Annotated in this window: 13 protein-coding genes; 6 read left to right on the top strand and 7 right to left on the bottom strand. The window is 59.5% G+C overall.

Features of this window, described 5'->3' with window-relative positions; all coding sequences use genetic code 11:
• Positions 1-99: 99 nt before the first annotated feature.
• Entirely contained in the window at positions 100-510 is a 411-nt protein-coding gene (locus DW899_RS02615) for a peptide deformylase (protein ID WP_117799911.1), read from the top strand.
• Between the two features lie 183 nt (positions 511-693).
• Here the strand turns inward: DW899_RS02615 and DW899_RS02610 are convergent, their stop codons facing one another.
• Together DW899_RS02610 and DW899_RS02605 are read right to left on the bottom strand one after the other, a co-directional pair.
• A complete protein-coding gene (locus DW899_RS02610) occupies positions 694-2,175 on the bottom strand; it encodes an aminotransferase class I/II-fold pyridoxal phosphate-dependent enzyme (protein ID WP_117799950.1) in 1,482 nt (493 codons plus the stop codon).
• A gap of 201 nt (positions 2,176-2,376) precedes the next feature.
• Positions 2,377-3,234, bottom strand: a complete 858-nt coding sequence (locus tag DW899_RS02605; protein ID WP_233539876.1) for a LysR family transcriptional regulator — start codon at positions 3,232-3,234, stop codon at positions 2,377-2,379.
• 118 nt (positions 3,235-3,352) lie between these two features.
• Here DW899_RS02605 and DW899_RS02600 point away from each other — a divergent pair, with 118 nt between their 5' ends.
• Complete coding sequence (locus tag DW899_RS02600; RefSeq protein WP_117799909.1) at positions 3,353-4,264, top strand: DMT family transporter; 912 nt, start codon at positions 3,353-3,355, stop codon at positions 4,262-4,264.
• Positions 4,265-4,366: 102 nt separating this feature from the next.
• Here DW899_RS02600 and bsh read toward each other — a convergent pair whose 3' ends face one another.
• Together bsh and DW899_RS02590 are read right to left on the bottom strand one after the other, a co-directional pair.
• On the bottom strand, positions 4,367-5,332 hold the full coding sequence (gene bsh, locus DW899_RS02595; protein ID WP_117799908.1) for a choloylglycine hydrolase: 966 nt from the start codon (positions 5,330-5,332) through the stop codon (positions 4,367-4,369).
• Positions 5,333-5,463: 131 nt separating this feature from the next.
• On the bottom strand, positions 5,464-5,883 hold the full coding sequence (locus DW899_RS02590; RefSeq protein WP_117563534.1) for a peptide deformylase: 420 nt from the start codon (positions 5,881-5,883) through the stop codon (positions 5,464-5,466).
• A gap of 193 nt (positions 5,884-6,076) precedes the next feature.
• Between DW899_RS02590 and DW899_RS02585 the strand changes: the two genes are divergently transcribed.
• The 4 genes from DW899_RS02585 to DW899_RS02570 all read left to right on the top strand — a co-directional run bounded on the left by DW899_RS02585 (position 6,077) and on the right by DW899_RS02570 (position 12,305).
• On the top strand, positions 6,077-7,390 hold the full coding sequence (locus DW899_RS02585) for an NCS2 family permease (RefSeq protein ID WP_117799907.1): 1,314 nt from the start codon (positions 6,077-6,079) through the stop codon (positions 7,388-7,390).
• Positions 7,391-7,597: 207 nt separating this feature from the next.
• On the top strand, positions 7,598-9,370 hold the full coding sequence (locus DW899_RS02580; protein WP_117799906.1) for a carbohydrate-binding domain-containing protein: 1,773 nt from the start codon (positions 7,598-7,600) through the stop codon (positions 9,368-9,370).
• 271 nt (positions 9,371-9,641) lie between these two features.
• Positions 9,642-11,432: a carbohydrate-binding domain-containing protein gene (locus tag DW899_RS02575; RefSeq protein WP_158566553.1), complete on the top strand. Its 1,791-nt coding sequence runs from the start codon at positions 9,642-9,644 to the stop codon at positions 11,430-11,432.
• A gap of 207 nt (positions 11,433-11,639) precedes the next feature.
• Positions 11,640-12,305 carry an alpha/beta hydrolase gene (locus tag DW899_RS02570; protein WP_117776047.1) on the top strand — a complete coding sequence of 222 codons (666 nt, stop codon included), beginning with the start codon at positions 11,640-11,642 and terminating at the stop codon, positions 12,303-12,305.
• 60 nt (positions 12,306-12,365) lie between these two features.
• On the opposite strand, the gene DW899_RS02565 is transcribed toward DW899_RS02570, so the two are convergent.
• The 3 genes from DW899_RS02565 to DW899_RS02555 form a co-directional block, all read right to left on the bottom strand.
• Positions 12,366-13,700, bottom strand: a complete 1,335-nt coding sequence (locus tag DW899_RS02565; RefSeq protein WP_117799904.1) for a uracil-xanthine permease family protein — start codon at positions 13,698-13,700, stop codon at positions 12,366-12,368.
• A gap of 123 nt (positions 13,701-13,823) precedes the next feature.
• Positions 13,824-14,957, bottom strand: a complete 1,134-nt coding sequence (locus DW899_RS02560; RefSeq protein ID WP_233539875.1) for a 5-methyltetrahydropteroyltriglutamate--homocysteine S-methyltransferase — start codon at positions 14,955-14,957, stop codon at positions 13,824-13,826.
• Between the two features lie 155 nt (positions 14,958-15,112).
• Positions 15,113-16,009: a LysR family transcriptional regulator gene (locus DW899_RS02555; protein WP_117776044.1), complete on the bottom strand. Its 897-nt coding sequence runs from the start codon at positions 16,007-16,009 to the stop codon at positions 15,113-15,115.
• Positions 16,010-16,015 lie beyond the last annotated feature (6 nt).

The following is a 16,015-nucleotide window of genomic DNA, read 5'->3' as shown; positions in this document are numbered from 1 at the left end:
AACATGGTCCAACGTCGAAAGATTGTAACGCGGACGCGCTGCTTTCCTTCCGCGCTATTATTGAAAGTCCACGAAAGCATGAGACATGAGGAGCCCGCCATGATTAAGCCCATCATGAAATCCGAGTTCTTTTTGCGTCTGCCTTCCGAAGACGCGGGACCCGACGATGCCGCGACCGGGCAGGACCTCCTGGATACGCTCCTTGAGCATGAGCACGAGTGCGTGGGCCTCGCCGCCAACATGATCGGCGTGCGCAAGCGCATCATCTGCGTAAAGGACGGCAACAGGACGCTGCTGATGTACAACCCTCAAATTCTTGAACAGGTCAATGCCTATCAGACGAGCGAAGGATGCCTCTCGTTGATCGGTGAGCGCCCCTGTACCCGCTACCGCCGCATTAAGGTGGAGTATTTGGACGAGAACTTCGTCCACCGCATCAAAAACTTCTCGGGCTACACCGCCGAGATTATCCAGCACGAAATCGACCACTGCAACGGGATTGTTATTTAGACAGCCAGGGTAACGATGCAGGTTGAGCACACGACAGCGAGCGAGCCGCATTTGCGCCAAGGTGACGTGAAATGAGAGGGCGCTGACCTTCTGGTCGCGCCCTCGAAATTGAACGTCAGATTGGCGTGAATGCGGCTCGCGCAGCGTCAAGTGGTCCGCCGTTCGGTAGAACGGCGGAACTAATTAGCTCTGGCGGTAATGATCGAAGAAGTCGGCGAGGTCCTCGAGCGACTCTTTGAGCACTTCCATACGCGGCAGGTACACGATGCGGAAATGGTCGGGCTCGCCCCAGTTAAAGCCGCCGCCGCGCGTAATGAGAATCTTCTTCTCGTGCAGCAGGTCGAGGGCGAACTGCTCGTCATCTGTGATGTTAAACTTCTTCACATCCATCTTGGGGAAGATATAGAACGCCGCACGCGGCTTGACCACCGAGATGCCATCGATCTTGCTGAGTGCCTCGTACACAAAGTTGCGCTGCTCATACACACGACCGCCGGGACGGATGTAGTCGTTGACGGACTGGTGTCCGCCGAGCGCCGTCTGGACGATTGACTGAGCCGGCACGTTGGAGCACAGGCGCATGTTCGAGAGCATGTTGATGCCCATAATAAAGTCGCTCATGCAGCGCTGGTTGCCCGAAAGCACCATCCAGCCAATACGATAGCCCGCAATCATGTGCGACTTGGAAAGGCCGCTAAAGGTGACGCAGGGCAGGTCGGGAGCGAGCGAGGCAATCGAGACGTGCTCGTAGCCGTCCATGCACAGGCGGTCGTAGATCTCATCAGCAAAGATCATCAGCTGATGCCTGCGTGCAACCTCGACGATACCCTCGAGCGCCTCGCGCGGATAGACGGAACCCGTGGGGTTGTTGGGGTTGATGATGACGAGGGCCTTGGTCGCGCTCGTGATCTTGGACTCCATATCGGCCAGGTCGGGATACCAATCGGCCTGCTCGTCGCACAGATAGTGCACGGGATGTCCACCGGCAAGGGTTGCGCACGCCGTCCACAGCGGATAATCGGGGCTGGGAATCAGAATCTCGTCACCGTTATCGAGCAGCGCGTTCATCGAAAGCTGAATGAGTTCGGACACGCCGTTGCCCGTGTAGATGTGCTCCATCTGAACATTGGGCAGGCCCTTGATCTGCGAGTACTGCATGATCGCCTTGCGCGCGGAGAACAGTCCGCGCGAGTTGGAATAGCCTTCGCAGTCGGGCAGCTGCTGGCGCATATCCTTAATGACCTCATCGGGCGTGCGGAAACCAAAGGGCGCCGGATTACCGATATTGAGCTTGAGGATGCGCTCGCCCTCGTCCTCCATACGGGCAGCCTCGTCGACGACGGGACCGCGCACGTCATACAGGACGTTCTCGAGCTTGGTGGATTTAGAAAAAGTACGCATGGTGGTGCTCCTTGGAATTTGAGCTGAAGGACTAGGTTCGGATTTGGCAACGTTATGGGACGAGGACGTCTCGCCTTGATCGGCGTCACCGGCGAGCAGCCAGGTAACATCGACCTCCAAAATACGGGCGAGCAGCTCTGCCACATCACGCCGCGGGATCGTCTTGCCGCTCACATATTGGCTCATCTGACTCTTGCCGAGTTTTTTGCCGAGCATCTCCGATGCGCGGATCACGTCCGACTGGCGAACGTCGCGATCGGACATAGTCTGTCGCAGGCGATCGCTAAACGTCTCTTGGGCCACAGGAACCTCCTTGCTGGCAAAGTTCAATTTATAGGACACGAATTGAACCAAGGTTCAATTTAGCAAGCAGTATAGCGCCGTACCTCATTCGAAAGTTCAATTTCATAAGAAAACGTACCGAACTCCGAGATTTGCCCAAAGCGGACAATAACGTGCACGCGTTTAGAGGTATTCAAGGAATCGAGCAGCAGCAAGCGAAACGTCGGCCGTTCGATATATGGCGTTAATCTGCCGATGGGGACGTCCCTCGAGCGGACGAATGGCGACATTGAACTGGCAGCGCCGCAAGATGAGCGCCGGAAGGATGCTCACGCCCAAGCCGTCCTCGACCATGGCCATAATCGCATAGTCATCCCAGGTCGACAGTTTTGAGCGCACTGTCAGCCCCGCCCGACGGAACAGCGGCGTAATCTCGTCATCGGTGCCGCGTTCCAGCAGAATAAACTGCTCGTTGGCCAAGTCGGCAAGCGAGACGGCCCCCTCACTAGCAAGCAGAGAGTCTGTCGGCACCACCGCCATCAACTCGTCGCGCACCAAAGATCGCGATGTCATGCCATTTTCTCGGGGCTCATGCGGGATAAAGCCCAGATCGCAGCGGCCCTGCGCCACCCATTGTTCAATCTCTGAATAGTCGCCCATCAGCAACTCGTAATCGACGTCTGGATAATCGGCGCGAAAACGCGCAATCACCGGCGGCAGTACGTGGGTCGCCACGCTCGAAAACGTACCGATGCAGATTTTGCCACGCATGAGCCCACGCATCTCATCCACACGCCGCTGCAAGCGAATGAATTCCTCGCAGAGCGCCTCGACAGCCGGCATGACCTGCCGCCCGTCGGCAGAAAGCGTCACGCCCTCGCGGCTGCGGTCGAGCACCTTAAAGCCCCAGTCGGCCTCGAGGTCGGCCACCATGCGGCTCACGCCCGATTGCGAATAGCTCAGGCGCTCGGCGGCGCGCGTAAAGCTTCCGGCGCGCACTGTCTCGAGCAGCACCTGCATCTTTTGAATATTCGTTTCCACGACACGCCTCCGCCTTTGCATGATGTTTTGTCATGTTATCCATGCATTATATTCGCTTTTCTTCTAAGGCAACCTCACCCATAGTGAACATGCAGGGATATGAAAGGGGCGGCTGCGCATGAACAACGGACTGATTACGTATTTAGCAGCATTGTTGTTGTTTGGCTCCAACGGCATCATTGCCGCGGCCATCGCGCTGCCGAGCTCCGATATCGTGCTGCTGCGCACCTTTCTGGGAGCCTTCTCGCTTGTCACCATCCTCGCCATCACCCAACGCCATAAACTGCAGGCGCCATCCCGCCCTCGCGAAGCTGTGGCCTTGATCCTCTCGGGAGCTGCGTTGGGCGCCAGCTGGATTTTTCTGTTCCGCGCCTATCAGACGATCGGCGTCGGCGTATCCTCGCTGCTGTACTACTGCGGCCCCATCATCGTCATGGCCCTCTCGCCGTTTATCTTTGGCGAAAAACTGACCGGGGGCAAAATCGCCGGCTTTATCGCCGTCGCCTGCGGCGCTTTTCTCGTTGCAGCGCAGGGTCTCGGCGGCAACATGCCCATTGCGGGCATCGTCTGTGGCATTGCCTCGGCCTTCTGCTACGCGTTGATGGTCATCGCCAGCAAAGGCGCGCCACACATCGAAGGCCTCGAGAACTCTGCACTCCAGGTGAGCGCCGCCTTTGTGACCGCGCTGGTCCTCACGCTCGTCACCCAAGGCGCCCCCTCGTTCTTTTCCCCCGGTATCGCCGCAAGCATCGATTGGCGTGCCGTCGCTATGCTCGGCGTCGTCAACACCGGCGTCGGCTGCCTGCTTTACTTTAGCGCCGTCGCCAGGCTGCCCGTGCAGACCGTCGCGGTTGTCGGCTACCTCGAGCCGCTTTCGGCCGTTGTGTTCTCCGCCATCCTTTTGAGCGAAGGCATAACGCCGGTCCGCCTGATGGGCGCCGCGCTCATCATCGGCGGCGCGGTCTTTTGCGAACTCGCCGGCAAACGCGCAAGCACCAAGGCTGGTATCGCCCAGGCAGCGCGCGCTTAAGGGACATTTTCTCGGGGCGCATGCGGGATAAAGCCCAGGTCGCAGTGGCCCTGCATCTCCCGTGAGGTGCAGGGCCATTTTGCATTGCAGTAAAGCTATGGGCTACGAACGACGCGGCTCGGGAACCACGAGCCTATCGGGGCTCGCGCCCTCGGCATCCATCAGGCTCACGTAGCGAATCGATGGGTCATCGTAGGTCGCGTAGTAATAATTGCCCGTACGCGCGCTAAAGCATCCGGTGTAGATGGTCTTCTCGAACTTGCCGTCGCCCATCTTGGACGCTCCCTCGATCATCGCCACGCCCTCGAGCGAACGGAACATGCGGACGACGTTTTCGGCCTCGCTGCCCTTTTGCGGGTAATTGGCATTGAGGTAGGCAGCCTTTACAAAACGGCTCGGCGAATAGCAATCGCCCGGAATACCGCGCATGCCGGCACCAGCGCCATAAGGCTTGAGCTCGGCGGCGCGCCATGTCGCCGTCTGCGGAAAATCGCTGGTGGCGGTGATATAGGTGCGCAGGTTTTCCATATGCCACGGGAAAGTCGGCTGGTTGGCAAGGGTATCGACCGGGTCGTCGTATACATGCAGGCCGTCGGCCATCATCTCGACCACGATACTGCGCTGGCTGTCGCCGATAATCCAATGGAGCAGCGACACGCCCAGGCCCTCGCCGGCAGATTTGGCGACAATCACCGTATCGCGCAGCGCAGCCTCGGCCTCGTCGACCGTCGAGAACGTCGCCGCCACCCACAGGGGAAACTCGTAGGCCGCGATATTGGTCTTGCCATCAACCGGCCCCTCGGCATACTCGGCATAGCCGGGAAAGTTGAGCCCCGCCACAGCCAGACCCGCATCGTTACCACAGTCGAAAAACATGGGATAGTTCTTGTAATCGATGCACATGCCGATTACCGCGTGTGCCGCCGACGCATCGTCGATAAACGAATACGGAATGTGGAACCCGCGCGGCATCACGCGAACCTGTTGGCCGTAGTCAAAGCTCCAGTCGAGGTTGCGGCCCAGATACATGTGGCCAGAATTATCGGTAAATCGAATGCTCGTGCACATAGCGCCTCCTAGCTTTACGGTCCTGCTAAGGTTATTGTCACCAAACAAAAAGGCGCTAAACACAAAAGCCCGGACATGACAACAATGTCACGCCCGGACCAAAAGAGACGAAGTGCGGTGCTTTGGTCCCCTTAGACCAACTTTCCAAGACAGTGGTCGATCATATGCTGGACCATCTGCGCCTCGAAGCCCACAAAGTCCTGCTTGCGCTCGCGCATCTTGCCATCGACGATCTGGTCAAAGGCAACCTTGCACTTGATATAGCGCGTGGACTTGGTGACCTCCTCGTGCGTCAGGCAGCTCTCCTCCATCTTGCTGGCGCCCAGGCCAAACACCAGACGGGGGTTGTAGAGCACGTGGGGCTCGCCGGCGTCGTCCAGGTAGACGCAGACCTTCTTGGTAACGCCGATCTGGTTGGCGGCCAAGCAGCCGGCATCATCGAGCGACTTGATGGTATCGATCAGGTCCTGAGCAACCGACTCGTCCTCGACGGTCGCAACCTCGCAACGCTGGGACAGGATAGCCTCGTCGTGGCAAAGCTCTTTAATCATACGTTCCTCCATAGGGGTCGTTGTAACCGCTTAAGTATACGGTACCCACACATTTTCATGCGATAAATACCGTCCGTCTGTTACAAAGCGCCGAACATCAACATGCGAGGAACAGCAAGGTTGTAAAGGCGATATAGTAAATGAGTTCGTGTCAATCGGCCTAAACTCGGGGCCGAACAAGGAAAGGGTATGCATGGACGAACTTTTTCACGTCAGTGAGCGCAAGTCCACAATCGGGACCGAACTTCGCGCTGGACTGACAACATTCCTGGCGATGGCCTACATCATCGCCGTCAACCCCGCAGTGCTCTCGGGCGCTGGCATTGATGCGGGAGCGCTCGCCTGCGCCACCTGCCTGGGCGCCGGCATCATGACCATCTGCATGGGCATCTTCGCAAACCGCCCGCTCGCCTGCGCTTCAGGCCTGGGCATCAACGCCATGATCGCGGGCATCACCACCACCATGTGCGGCGGTGACTGGCACGTCGCCATGAGCGTTATCTTCCTCGAGGGTATCGTCATCTTGCTGCTCGTCCTTTGCGGCCTGCGCGAGGCCATCATGGACGCCATCCCCGTGGTCCTGCGCCACGCCATCTCGGTGGGTCTGGGCCTGTTTATCGCCATGATCGGCCTGTGCGACGCCGGCATCATCACCGCTGGCGCCGGTACGCTCGTCGGCCTGGGCGACATCGCCTCCCCCACCTTTATCGTCGGCATCATCTCCATCGTCGTGACGGTTGCCCTGGCTTCCCGCAACGTGCCGGGCTCGCTGCTCATCGGCATCATCGTCGCCGTTATCGCCGGAATCCCGCTGGGCGTCACCCATGCGCCCGAGGGCCTCATCGCACCGCTCGACTTCTCGACCTTCGGCGCCCCGTTTGCCAGCACTGCCGACGGCAACCTTGCCATCGTGAAGGTCCTGACCGACCCGATGCTGCTCGTCGTTGCCTTCTCGCTGCTCATGAGCGACTTCTTCGACACCATGGGCACCGCGATGGCCGTCGCCAAGCAGGGCGAGTTCTTGACCGAGGACGGCAATGTCGAGGACATCCGTCCCATCCTGGTCGTCGACTCCGTGGCCGCTGCTGCCGGTGGCTTTATGGGCGTCTCCTCCATCACCACCTTCATCGAGTCCACCTCTGGCGCTGCCGACGGTGGCCGCACGGGCCTCACCTCCGTCACCACCGGCGTGCTGTTCATTCTCGCCGCGTTCTTCTCCCCCATCGTCACCATCGTTTCCAGCGCCGCCACCTGCGGTGCTCTGGTCTACGTCGGCTACCTCATGATGAGCGAGGCCTCCGAGATCGACTGGTCCGACGTGTCGCAGGGCTTCCCGGCGTTCATGATTGTCGCCGGCGTGCCCTTCACCTACTCCATCTCTGCCGGCATTGGTCTGGGCTTTATCGCCTACGTGGTCGTCGCGCTCTTTAAGGGCGAGGCATCCAAGATCAAGCCGCTCATGTGGATCGCAGCCCTTGCCTTCCTCGTCTACTTCTTTGTAGCGTAGGCGCAAGATTCGCAATACCAAACAGCAAAGCGCGGAGTCGCATCGAGCGGCTCCGCGCTTTGCTTTTAAAGCCAGGCGCCACACGGACGCGCGATGTATTGCTTCGCAAGTTTTGGACGTTTTGCTCTCCAAACGGCACTACCGCCGGCTACATCCTGCAGATATGCTGGGCGTAATCGCATAGGCCCTATGAGGATGGGAGTAACCATGGCCGCCTTGTTCACGACCCCCAAGCGCAATGACAAAACCTCTGGAGCCCATTTTGTCGAGCCCGACGTGCGCCGTCGCACGCTGCTCGCACACGGCAGCTGGCGCCGCGTGACACGCCGCATCGTTGTAGGCGCCGTATGCGCGCTCACGGTAAGTTCGCTGCTCATGCCGAGCGTCTCGCTCGCGGCCGAGTGGGTGGACGTCGGCGGCACCCAATACAACGCCGGCACCGCGGCGGGCGACGCCGCCGGCACCTGGAGCTGGGACGGCGCCGACGACATGAAGCTCAACGGCTATAACGGCGGCGCGATCGAGGCAGCGGGCAAGCTCAACGTGAGCTACGAGGGCAACAACACCGTCACTAACGACAACGGCCGCGGCATCAAGGTTAAGGATGGCGCGAACGAGAACGCCGAGCTTAATATTCAGGGCGACGCGTCCAGCACGCTCAACGTGACATCTTCTCGTGACGCCATCACTTCCGTCGGCAACATCAACATCGACGGCGCTGGCACTGTCAACGCCACGAGCACCGAGCACGATGCCATCGATGCCGGGGGCGATGTCACCATCAAGGGCTCGGGAAACGTTAACGCCACGGGCGATTCGGATGGCATCAGGGCCGACGGCAACATCACGATCGACAACAGCGGAACCGTCACCGCCAAGGCCACCGAGGATCAGGGTATCGATGCTAACGAGAACCTCATCATAAAGGGCGGCGGCAAGGTAGAGGCAAGCTCTATCGAGGACAATGCGATTTGGGCCGACGGCAGTATCGAGATCTCGGGTGGCAGCCAGGTCAAGGCAAGCTCCGAGGAAGACGCCGCCATCGACGGTAAAAACAGCCTCACGGTCACGAACGCTTCCCTCAACGCAAGTGGCGTTGGGTATGGCATCTATGTCTACAAGGGCATCACGCTCGATGGCGCGACCGTGACGATCCGCGCAAGCTCAGATGGCGGGGAAGTCAGCGCACTCTTCACCGATGAGGACGACATCGTCATCAAGAACGGCTCGACTGTGGATGCGCTCGCAGAAGGCAGGTTCTCGGTTGCAATCTCCACCAGTAATTTCTACTCCGACGAAGCGGGTGGCCATATCTACATCAGCGACTCCGTTGTCAAGGCCATAGTCCGCTATGCCGAGACCAGCGGCGACGGCCCCGACCACTACAGTGGAGACCAAAACGACGAAATCATCCCTGAGTCCGAGGGCCTGAACATCGGCATCTTCGCGCAGACCAGCGAGGGCATCACGCCCGCGACCATCTCGATCGTCCGCAGCAGGGTCACGGCCGAGGGAGACACGGCGGCAATCTTCGCCCTTGCCATGAGCGCGGACGGCAAGGCGATCGGCACCATCGAAATCGAAGGAGCCACCATCCAGACGCCTGAAGGCGGCAAGGTCATTGACTATCGCAACAAGGAAGAACTCAGCGACGGCATCGTCTACGAGGCGGGTCAAACCATCGGCACGGGCGACGCCGTGATCGACTCCCCCTACAACGAAGCAGTCGCCAAGAGCACGGTCATCGTGCCTCCCGAGGAGACCAAGCCCGAGGAAAAGCACGGCAAGACCAAGCCAGAGGGTTCCAAGTCCGAGGGCACGAAGACAACCAAGACCGTTGCAGTTGCAGCCAAGGGAACCAAGACCGTCGGCAAGCTCGCGGCAACCGGCGACACCTCGAACGCAGCCATCGTGGCAGCCGCCCTTGCGGGAACAGCCGCCATCGCCGCAGGCGCCCTGGCGAGTCGCAAACGCTCGTAAACACTTTTTCGCACAGGACGGGTGGATCGCGGCTCTTGCCTTCCCCGTCTACTTCTTCGTAGCGTAAGGGCAAGGCTGCAAAAGCTGAACAATAAAGCGCGGAGTCGCCATGCGGCCCCGCGCTTTTCTTTTAGCGTCGGTCCCTGCGCCGGCGTGCGGCCTATTTCTCCCCCATTTTGGCCATTTTGCCCTCCAAACGGCACTACCGCCGGCAACATCCAGCAGATACGCTGAATCTAGCCGTATAGGCCCTATGAGAACGGGAGCAACCATGGCAGCCTTGTTCACGACCCCCAAACGCAATGACACTACCGCCGGAACCCATGTTGCCGAACCCGACGTTCGCCGTCGCATAGGACTCGCGCACGGCAGCTGGCGCCGCGTGACGCGCCGCATCGTCGTAGGCGCCGTGTGCGCGCTCACGGTGAGCTCGCTGCTCATGCCGAGCGTCTCGCTCGCGGCGGAATGGGTCAAGGTCGGCGAAACCAAATACAACGCCGGCACTGCGGCGGGCGACGAGACCGGCACCTGGTCGTGGGACGGCGCCGACGACTTGAAGCTCAACAACTATAACGGCGGCGAGATCCAGGCCGCAGGCAAGCTCAACGTGAATTACTCGGGAAACAACATCGTCACTGCCGACTGGATCGAAGGCATCAAGGCTTCTCATGGCAATAATGAGAACGCCGAGCTCAATATCCAAGGCGACGCGGGCAGCACGCTCAGCGTGACATCTACTGAGGACGCTATCCTCTCCACGGGTAATATCAACATCGACGGAGCCGGATCCGTCAACGCCACGAGCGCTGGGTTTGATGCCATCGACGCCGAGGGCGATCTCGCTATCAAAGGTTCGGGCAACGTCAACGCCACGGGCGTATCGGATGGCATCAGGGCAAACGGCAATATCACGATTGACGACAGCGGGGCCGTCACCGCCAGGGCTACCAAGGACAAGGGTATCGGAACCGACAAGAACCTCACCATCAAGGGTGGCGGCACAGTCGAGGCAAGCTCAGCCGATGGTGAGGCCATTTGGAGCGGCGGCAACATCAATATCTCGGACGGCAGCCAGGTCAAGGCGAGCTCCGAGAAAGACGCCGCCGTCGAGGCCAAGGGCAGCCTCGCAACCACAAACGCCTCCCTCAACGCAAACGGTGTTGAGTATGGCGTCTATGCCCACAAGGGCATCACACTCGATCATGCAAACGTGACAGTCCGCACAAGTAAAGGCAGATACGGTGGCGCCATTGCCCTCTTCACCTACCAAGACGATATCGTCGTCAAGAACGGCTCCACCGTGGACGCGTTTGCGGAAGGCGAGGTTTCGGCTGCATTCTCCACCAGAAACGATCGACCCAACGAGGAGGGTGGCCACATCTACATCAGCGACTCCGTTGTCAAGGCCATAGCCCGCTATGTCGAGAACGGCGACGGCCCCATCCCCTACAGCGAAAACCAAGATGGTGAGACGAGCCCCGAGCCCCAAGGCGAGAACATCGGCATCATCGCCCAGACCAGCGAGGGCGTCACACCCGCAGTCATCTCGATCATCCGCAGCAAAGTAACGGCCGAAGGAGATACAGCGGCAATCTTTGCCCGTGCCATGAGCGCTGACGGCAAGACAATCGGCACCATCAAGATTGAGAACGCCGCCATCCAGACGCCCGAAGGCGGCAAGGTCATTGACTATCGCAAGCTCCGTGACGGCATCTACGAGGCAGGCCAAGCCATCGGCACGGGCGACGCTGTGATCGACTCCCCCTATAACGAAGCTGTCGCCAAGAGCATGGTCATCGCACCTCCCGAGGTAGCCAAGCCGGAAGACCCCAAGCCCGACGAGACCAAGCCCGCAGAAAGCAAGCCCGCGGAGTCCAAGCAGAACCCCAAGCCTGAGGGCTCAAAGCCGACCAAGGCCGTTGCGGCTTCAATCACGAAAGCCAAGACTACCGGCGTGCTCGCGGCAACCGGCGACACCTCGGGTGCGGCCATCGTGGCAACCGTCCTTGCGGGAACAGCCGCTATCGCCGCAGGCACCATGGCGAGCCGCAAGCGCTCTTAGACGCCTCTGCGCACATGGCAGCTCCCGCGAAGGCCCCGAGTCCCAGCACCGTTTAACAACGCCACCGCCGAGCTCCCCTCCGGCGGTGGCGTTTTCCATATGCGTCCGCAGGGTATGCACGAGATTGTCTTTGGTCTAGCCCAACCTGCATGAGCCGGCGTGCGACAATGGGGGCCGTCGATATCACAACGCCGAGAGAAGCCCGTCATGGAAGCGCATCAAAAGCAGATAACCGTTCATGCACAGCATGCCGAAAGCGCACCAGTCATCTATCTTCCCGTGGTCATGGGCGACGGCACGGAGGTTTATGAACGCTGCCGAGAGCTCAACTGCCCGCCCTTCACGCTTGTCGGCATTGGCAGCCTCAACTGGAATCGCGAGCTGAGCCCCTGGGTATGCGACGGTACCGTGCGCGATGCCGAGCCCTTTGGTGGACAGGCCGCTGGTTTTCTTGACGAGTTGTTGAAGCAGATAATCCCAGAGGCCGAATCATCGCTCCCGCAACCGCCCACCTGGCGCGGCGTTGCCGGCTACTCGTTGGCGGGTCTTTTTGCACTGTGGGCACTTTGGCAAACAGATGTCTTTGAGCGCGCGGCGAGTGCATCGGGGTCGCTGTGGTTCCCCGGCTTTATCGACTACGCGCGCGAGCGCACGATGACAGCTACGCCCGACGCCGTCTATCTGTCACTCGGCAAAAAGGAAACCAAGACGCCCAACCGCATGATGCGGCACGTACTCGACGATACGCGCGCGATGGAAGAGCTGTTTATCGAGCGTGACATTCCAACAACGCTGGAGCTCAACCCCGGCAATCACTTTACCCAAACTGACCTGCGCATGGCACGCGGCATCCACTGGATACTGACGCATTAAAAATGGCATCCACGCGTACATACGCATGGACGCCATTTTTAATTTGGCTGAACGCAGCTGCTATTCAGCAGTCTCCTCAAGCTCGGAAGTATCGAACTCAAAGTCGTTACCGGGCAGGATGGCGTTGAGCACAATGCCCACCAGCGAGCCCACGGCAAGGCCCGAAAGCGAAATCGTCACGCCGCCCAGCTCCAGCACGATGGCGCCGGTGGTACTGTAGGCAATGCCGAGCGAAAGCACGAGCACCAGAGCCGCCACCAGCACGTTGCGGTTGTTCTGGAAATCAACCTGGTTCTCGATGAGGTTACGTACACCAACGGCGCTGATCATGCCGTAGAGCACGAGCGACACACCGCCGATAACGCACGCCGGCATGGCGGCAATCACCGCAGCAAACTTGGGGCAGAACGAAAGCACAATGGCACAGCAGGCGGCAATGCGAATCACGCGCGGGTCGAACACGCGCGTCAGGGCAAGCACACCGGTGTTCTCACCATACGTCGTATTGGCAGGAGCGCCAAAGAGCGATGCCAAGATAGTCGCCAGGCCATCGCCGAGCAGGGTACGGTGCAGACCGGGATCGGCAATGTAATTGCGTTCGCAGGTAGAGCCAATGGCGGAAATATCTCCAATGTGCTCAATCATGGTCGCAAAGGCCAGTGGCATGATGGTGATGATGGCCGTCGTGGCAAGACTGCTATCGAACTGCGGTCCAAAGAGCGCAAACACGGTGTTGTCCCACACGACGGGCAAGCCAACCCAGGGGGCGGCTGCGACGCCAGAGAAGTCGACCTCGCCCAGCGCGGCCGCAACGGCATAGCTCACCACAACGCCCAGCAGAATCGGCACGATCTTGACCATGCCGCGACCCCAAATGTTGCAGATGATGATCACGGCAACGGCAATAGCAGCAACAAACCAGTTGGTCTGGCAGTTAGCAATGGCAGAGCTTGCCAGGATCAAGCCGATGGAAATGACGATGGGGCCAGTCACCACCGGCGGGAAGAAACGCATGACACGCTTGGCGCCAAAGGCGCGGAACAGGGCCGCAAGCACCGGATAGAGCAGGCCGGCACAAGCTACGCCCAGGCAAGCGTAGGGCAAAAGCTCAGCCTCGCCGTTGGGCGCAATGGCGGCATAACCCGCGATAAAGGCAAACGAGGAGCCCAGGAACGCGGGCACCTTACCGCGCGATAGAAAATGAAACAGCAGCGTGCCGATGCCGGCGAACAGAAGCGTCGCCGAAACGGAAAGGCCGGTGAGCACGGGCACGAGCACCGTGGCTCCGAACATCGCAAACATGTGTTGCAAACCCAACACAGACATGCGCGGGCGGCCGAGCGACGACGCATCGTAGATGGCATCGGCGACGGCGGGCGTCGAGGATTGGGACATGGATGTCCTTTCATAATGGAAGGGCGCCCGGGCATATCGGATAACCTGCCCGAACGATACGATCCGAACCATTGTACGCGATATGCAGTACCTCGCACGCGCCGCCACCTGCAAACGCTAGCGCTATTTCCAAACGCGCTCGGCAATACGCCTGACCAGCGCAATCTTTGCCCACTGCTCGTCCTCGGTCAGCTTATTGCCAATCTCGCAGCTGGCAAAGCCACACTGCGGAGACAGATACAGGTTCTCGAGCGGCACGTACTTTGCCGCCTCGCGGATGCGCTCGACGATAACATCCTCGTTCTCGAGCTCTGCCGCCTTGGTGGTCACCAAGCCCAGCACGACCTTCTTGCCGGGAGCAACGTACTTGAGCGGCTCAAAACCACCGGCGCGGGGCGTGTCGAACTCCAGATAGAACGCGTCAACGTCCTCATGCGCAAACAGGTACGGCGCGATGGGGTCGTAGCCGCCCTCAAAAGCGTAGGTGGAGTGGTAGTTGCCGCGGCATACATGCGTGTTGATAACCAGATCGTCGGGCTTGCCCTCGATGGCAGCATTGTTGAGCGCCACGCCCAGCTCGCTTACCTTTTGCAGGTCGACCGGGCTCATGCCGGTTTTGGCAACAAAATCGGTATCGCAGTAGATGCCCCAGGTGCAGTCATCAAACTGGATGTTGCGGCAGCCCGCGGCATACAGGTCAGCAATCACGGTGCGGTATGCTGCGGCAATGGCATCGACGAGCTCTTCGTCGGTCTTGTAGACGGCGTGCAGACTCTCCTGCTGGCCATCGCAGCGGTCGAGTGTGACTTCGGAGAACGTCTGGATCGGCGCCGGAATGGTCTGGCGCGCGACCTGGCCCTCTCCCTCGAGCGACTTGATAAATTTGAAGTGCTCGACGAACGGATGATTCTCGCCGCTAATGGGACCGGTTACCACGGCGGTGTCGGCGGTAGTCTCCTCATCGTGGAACATGTAGCCCGTGCGCGAGGCGCGGCGCTCAATGCCGTTGAGGCCCCACATAAAATCGAGGTGCCAGTAGCTGCGGCGGAACTCGCCATCGGTAATCACCTGCAGGCCGGCAGCCTTCTGCTTGGCCACTAAGTCGCGGATGGCCTCGTCCTCGACGGCCTTAAGGCCGGAAGCGTCGAGTTTACCCGCGACATAGGCGGCACGGGCGTCCTTTACAGCCTGCGGACGAAGAAAACTGCCGACGATATCGGCACGAAACGGCGCGTTCGGTTGAATCGAAGTGCTCATAGATATCTCCCTTTGCATTGGTTGCTTTACTGGGACAGAGTATGAGCGCTCATATGGACATCGTAAAATATATGTTTATAACAGTTTGATATAGATGCTTCCTATATCAGTTTGGACTGCCATAAAGAGATTTGACCCGTGCAGAACGCAGTAGTCTAGATGTGCTGACGAATCGCTTCGATATAGGCCTGCCCGTAGCGCGTAAGTGTCGTGTTCTTGCGCGTGATGATGCCGATCTCCATGTACTCGTCCACGTCGAGCGGAATCGAGATAATGCCGGGGCCGTTGAGCTCATGGCTGATCACGCCCGAGCATACCGTGTAGCCGTTGAGGCCCATGGCCAAATTGAACAACGTCGCACGGTCGCGCACGCGGATATTTTTGCGACGCTCGAACGTCGAGGTCAGCTCCTCGGAATAATAAAACGAGTTATAGCTGCCCTGCTCATAGGACAGGAACGGGTAGTCTTCCAGATCCTCGAGCGTCACGCTGGAGCGGTCCGCCAACGGATGGTCGGCGCAGACGAAGACATGCGGCGTGGCACAGAAGAGCCCTTCGAACACGAGCTCGTTGGCCGCCAGCATGCGCTCGATGACCTCGCGGTTGTGCTCGGACAGATATAGGATGCCCAGCTCGCTTTTCATGTGCGCGACATCCTCGATAATCTCGTGGGTCTGCTCCTCGCGTAGGGTAAAGTCGTAGCGCGCGGCATCGAACTCGCGGATTACATCGACAAACGCATTAACGGCAAAGGAATAATGCTGGCAGCTCACACTAAAGTGCGGCACCTGCTCGGACGTGCCTTTGTACTTGCCCTCGAGCAGGTCGGCCTGGTCGAGTACCTGGCGCGCATAGCCCAAGAAGGTCTCGCCCTCCTCGGACACAATGACGCCCTTGTTGGTGCGCTCAAAGATGTGCACACCCATCTCGTTTTCGAGATCGCGGATCGACGCGGTAATCGAAGGCTGCGACACAAAGAGCCGGCGCGAGGCCTCGGTGATGCTGCCGCATTCGGCAACTTTAACGACATATCTGAGCTGCTGGAGCTTCATGATGGC

It is taken from the genome of Collinsella sp. AM41-2BH, assembly GCF_003468085.1.
Classification (GTDB): Bacteria; Actinomycetota; Coriobacteriia; order Coriobacteriales; family Coriobacteriaceae; genus Collinsella.
Note: the sequence above shows the minus strand (reverse complement) of the source record. Positions and strands in the feature narration are given on the sequence as shown.

Coding starts and splice junctions, on each gene's coding strand:
- DW899_RS02615 (WP_117799911.1), top strand. CDS start 100: ATGATTAAGCCCATCATGAAATCCGAGTTCTTTTTGCGTCTGCCTTCC.
- DW899_RS02610 (WP_117799950.1), bottom strand. CDS start 2,175: ATGTCCGATCGCGACGTTCGCCAGTCGGACGTGATCCGCGCATCGGAG.
- DW899_RS02600 (WP_117799909.1), top strand. CDS start 3,353: ATGAACAACGGACTGATTACGTATTTAGCAGCATTGTTGTTGTTTGGC.
- bsh (WP_117799908.1), bottom strand. CDS start 5,332: ATGTGCACGAGCATTCGATTTACCGATAATTCTGGCCACATGTATCTG.
- DW899_RS02590 (WP_117563534.1), bottom strand. CDS start 5,883: ATGATTAAAGAGCTTTGCCACGACGAGGCTATCCTGTCCCAGCGTTGC.
- DW899_RS02585 (WP_117799907.1), top strand. CDS start 6,077: ATGGACGAACTTTTTCACGTCAGTGAGCGCAAGTCCACAATCGGGACC.
- DW899_RS02580 (WP_117799906.1), top strand. CDS start 7,598: ATGGCCGCCTTGTTCACGACCCCCAAGCGCAATGACAAAACCTCTGGA.
- DW899_RS02575 (WP_158566553.1), top strand. CDS start 9,642: ATGGCAGCCTTGTTCACGACCCCCAAACGCAATGACACTACCGCCGGA.
- DW899_RS02570 (WP_117776047.1), top strand. CDS start 11,640: ATGGAAGCGCATCAAAAGCAGATAACCGTTCATGCACAGCATGCCGAA.
- DW899_RS02565 (WP_117799904.1), bottom strand. CDS start 13,700: ATGTCCCAATCCTCGACGCCCGCCGTCGCCGATGCCATCTACGATGCG.
- DW899_RS02560 (WP_233539875.1), bottom strand. CDS start 14,957: ATGAGCACTTCGATTCAACCGAACGCGCCGTTTCGTGCCGATATCGTC.
- DW899_RS02555 (WP_117776044.1), bottom strand. CDS start 16,009: ATGAAGCTCCAGCAGCTCAGATATGTCGTTAAAGTTGCCGAATGCGGC.